7 protein-coding genes are annotated in these 3,625 nt (G+C 31.8%); all 7 read left to right on the forward strand.

Annotated features, from left to right (window positions below; all coding sequences use genetic code 11):
• The first annotated feature begins 214 nt into the window (after positions 1–214).
• Positions 215–496, forward strand: coding sequence for a hypothetical protein (locus VJ881_08300; GenBank protein ID HKL76054.1), 282 nt, complete (start codon positions 215–217; stop codon positions 494–496).
• Between the two features lie 50 nt (positions 497–546).
• The gene (locus VJ881_08305) at positions 547–948 is read left to right on the forward strand and encodes a hypothetical protein (GenBank protein ID HKL76055.1); all 402 of its coding nucleotides are present in this window, start codon (positions 547–549) and stop codon (positions 946–948) included.
• Positions 926–1,234, forward strand: a complete 309-nt coding sequence (locus tag VJ881_08310; protein HKL76056.1) for a hypothetical protein — start codon at positions 926–928, stop codon at positions 1,232–1,234. The genes VJ881_08305 and VJ881_08310 overlap by 23 nt, the downstream gene beginning before the upstream one ends.
• Complete coding sequence (locus VJ881_08315; protein ID HKL76057.1) at positions 1,231–1,995, forward strand: hypothetical protein; 765 nt, start codon at positions 1,231–1,233, stop codon at positions 1,993–1,995. The genes VJ881_08310 and VJ881_08315 overlap by 4 nt, the downstream gene beginning before the upstream one ends.
• A 122-nt stretch (positions 1,996–2,117) precedes the next feature.
• Entirely contained in the window at positions 2,118–2,540 is a 423-nt protein-coding gene (locus tag VJ881_08320; GenBank protein ID HKL76058.1) for a hypothetical protein, read from the forward strand.
• A gap of 3 nt (positions 2,541–2,543) precedes the next feature.
• Entirely contained in the window at positions 2,544–2,993 is a 450-nt protein-coding gene (locus VJ881_08325; GenBank protein ID HKL76059.1) for a hypothetical protein, read from the forward strand.
• Positions 2,994–3,161: 168 nt separating this feature from the next.
• On the forward strand, positions 3,162–3,625 hold a 464-nt coding region (locus VJ881_08330; GenBank protein HKL76060.1), incomplete at its 3' end, for a hypothetical protein.

Genomic DNA, 3,625 nt, shown 5'->3' on the forward strand with positions numbered 1-3,625 from the left:
GATAATTACTTAATTCAGGGTGGATGCGTACTGATGATGTCTTAAATTTTTTACACGAACGATACAAAAAAACAGGGTGGTGCTATATAACAGAAATAGAAGTGATAAAAAAGTTTGGAGAGCTACCCAAGCAGGAGTTAAACGAACTGTATAAACAAGGTAAAATAACAGTGCATCCTACGATACATAATTACAGAACGATAAAATTAAAGGTATGAATAACATTTGTAAAAACTGCAAACACTGGAAAACTCAACAAGCAGAGCTTGAATATAGTGTTTTTAAAGGAATATGTACTTGTCCTAAATGGAAGTTTGAAACAGATAATGAAGGTGATGTATGTGTTTTAGACAGAGGTAACTTAACATCTAAATACATGAATGTTAATAGGTTTGAATCTCAAAGTGCGAATCCTCCAATAGGTGATGTTACAAAATCAAGATATTGTTTTGTAACTGATGAAATGTTTGGATGTATTCATTTTGAAAAAAAATAATAATCATGAATATAAAGCAAAAACAATTTAACAAGCAGTACGGGTGGTATATGGTTGCTCACAACAACGTGCCATTTAAAGAAAAAGACGGAAGGTTATTAATACCTTCCCAGGATGAACTAAGAATATGGTTAGCTTTTCAGCATAAAACGGCAGCCAAAGAAGCTAAAGGGTTATTTGAGTGGTTAGCCGATTATATCCGTGTAAAATGGGATATGCTTGCTGTATGGAGAGCAAAAGTGTTGGCTGATGCTAACAGCAAAAAATACAACGGAAGGAGGTTTTATGTCCTCCCGGATTGGAACGGGAACTACCAGGTACTTCATAAAGGGATGATTAAAAAGATGCAGGCCAATGGTAATTTACCCAAAGGGTTAACATTTATTGACCTTGTTAATGAGTCCGTTTATTACACTAAAAGGAAAGATTATGTTACTAAAACCAAACGTTAAAATTAGCAAGTTAGAAATTGCAAAGAGTAATGTTCCGGCAGAAGCGTTAGAGCATATCTATAAACAAGATGTATTAAAACTTGTTTTAAAAGAGATAGAGTCAAAAATAGATATTGAAATTATAGATACCCTCGAAGATAACGATATCTACACTATATACGCCGAAGCTTGTTTACTTAATAAAGATGAACTTCATAAAATATTTGACTTGTTAGAGAGGTTAAAAACAGCATCAAATCAGATACCGGCACACCTTATAAGAGAAATTAAAGATATTTTAGTGTGACTCATTTTGTATACGTATACATAAAATCTAACTGGAAGGAATTATATTACTCCATTAAAAGTATTGAAAAATATTTTACAGGAGATCGTTACAAAATTTTTGTTGTAGGAGACAGCCCCGGAATAAAAGGAGTAACTCATATCCCTTGTGTAAGAGAAAAAGGACGAATAAACGCCAAAGTATTTGATTCTATTAAAAAACTAAAAGTAATTACCGACCACTCTAAAATTAATGATGATTTTATTTATATGTATGATGATATTATGCTGTTACGTTCTTTAACATTAAACAACTTTAAAGTAACAATATCCAACGGGCATATAGGAGAAAATTTTGATTTTAGCAAGTTTAGTTACAATCCTTCTCCTGAATGGAAAAGTCTTTTTAACAGAACTATCGCTAAGTTAGTATCAGAAAAAAAGAAAACATGGAATTACGAAACACATTTACCCAGGTTATTTAATAAAGCCAAAATATCTAAAATTATTCAACACTACCGATTAGAAGAAAATGCTTACCTTTTTAACACATTATACTTTAACAACTATACAAAGGCACCATTTTACGACTTAAAAAAAACACCTACTATTAAAGCAGGAATTTACCGCCCGGTAGACAACTATGACACATTACGGAAAATGTGTTTACGTAGGTGGTTTTTAAATTATAATGATAATGGATTAAATAAACAGTTGCAGGATTTAATTAAAAACATCGTAGGTCCAATAGGGCTGAATAAAAAAAATGAGTTATGGAACTAATACCGGTATTACTAATTGTGGTAGCATTGTTTTGGGTTTATCAGTTTAATAGCACCAATTCTAAAGGGAAAAACAGCATTAAACAAATAGATGACAAACATTGGATTGTTGATGGGGAATACGTGTCTTTTGATCAAAACGACGATTTGTATGTAATGCAACAAGAACATGAAGATTCTCGAATATGGTCTGAATATGTGTTTTATAGACTAACTGGCGATTGTCAGAAAATAAATGAAGAATACATGAATGTCATATATCACTGGAATTATAAAGAAGGGATAAAAGAAATTACCCAGGAAGATATTGATAAAAATAAAAATAAATATCAGCATTATTTAAAAATGTGTAAAGCATTAGACGAAAATATTATGGTGTTAGATGAAAAACAATTTAGTTATAAAGAAAAAACTCCAATGTGTTGTTCTTTTAGGTTTAATATGTTTATGCCCGGGATTTATGAAATACATAGTCCTGATAACGCTAAGTATCGAGATAATATGACAGAAAAATTAAAGCAGGAATTTAAAGAAAAATACTACTAAACTATGGAACTAAATTTTAAAGAACCTGACATAATATTACTATCTGCATTTAGGTACGCACTGGGACGAAGCACTTACATAACAAAAGTAGTTTCTGATGAGATAAAGCGTAATTGGGAGTATTTATCTCCAAATGACCAAAAACAAATAAAAATAGAGATAGAATGTGCGGGTAATTTAGGGATGAGTGTTGATATGCAATATTGGAATAGGATTCTAAAATTACCCGTATTTCCTATTACAAAAAAATTAGAAGAGTGGCCTGAGCTTGTTCAAAAGTGGGCTTGTCGCGAAGGCTTTAAACCTGAGTATGTAACAGCTATAGGGTATGATTATATAGCTCAAGCTAAAGTTATAAAGTTTAAAGTAGATGTTCCTAAAGAATATCAACACTTGTTTGTAGATTGCTCAAAAGCTATGTTTTATTGTCAAATTAACGAAGATGAATTATAAAAGTTACGAAGGATATTCCAAAACTTACATTTTGGTTCATAATACAGGAACAGGTGTAATGGAAGACCCTTATATTGAGCATGATGTTGTTCACGAAAAGGAAGCGAAAGCCCACTCATCAGCTTTGCTGTGGGTGGGTAGTTCACTCAGTAAAAAATTTTCAAGAAAATGAAAATACAACAAGCGTACGTAGGCGTAGGGTTTTTTAAAGATGTATTTCTAAAAAAGTACGGACTAAAACCGTACAAAGACCCTTATAAACCTGCTGTATTTTTTGGTTTATACCAAAGACAACATCATTATTTAAAAAACCACAAAGGGTTTGCTGTAATTGTTTGGGCCGGTTCGGATGCTATTCATTTAAAGCAAACACCTGATTTTGTAAAATATATAAAGAATAGAAAAGATTTATTCCATATCGCGATATCGAATTTTATAGAGAATGACCTCCGGGAGCTGAATATCCCTTTTTATTCAATCCCTATTACACCTCATACAAATGATGATATTAAACCTTACAGATTGGGTAGATATATTTTTATGTACACCTCAACAAATTCACAGGTATACGGAGAAAAGTATATTCCGCAAATAAAAAGAAGCCTCCCCGGTATTAAAATAATTTTAGCAAC

Source organism: Halanaerobiales bacterium (genome assembly GCA_035270125.1).
Lineage (GTDB): Bacteria > Bacillota > Halanaerobiia > Halanaerobiales > DATFIM01 > DATFIM01.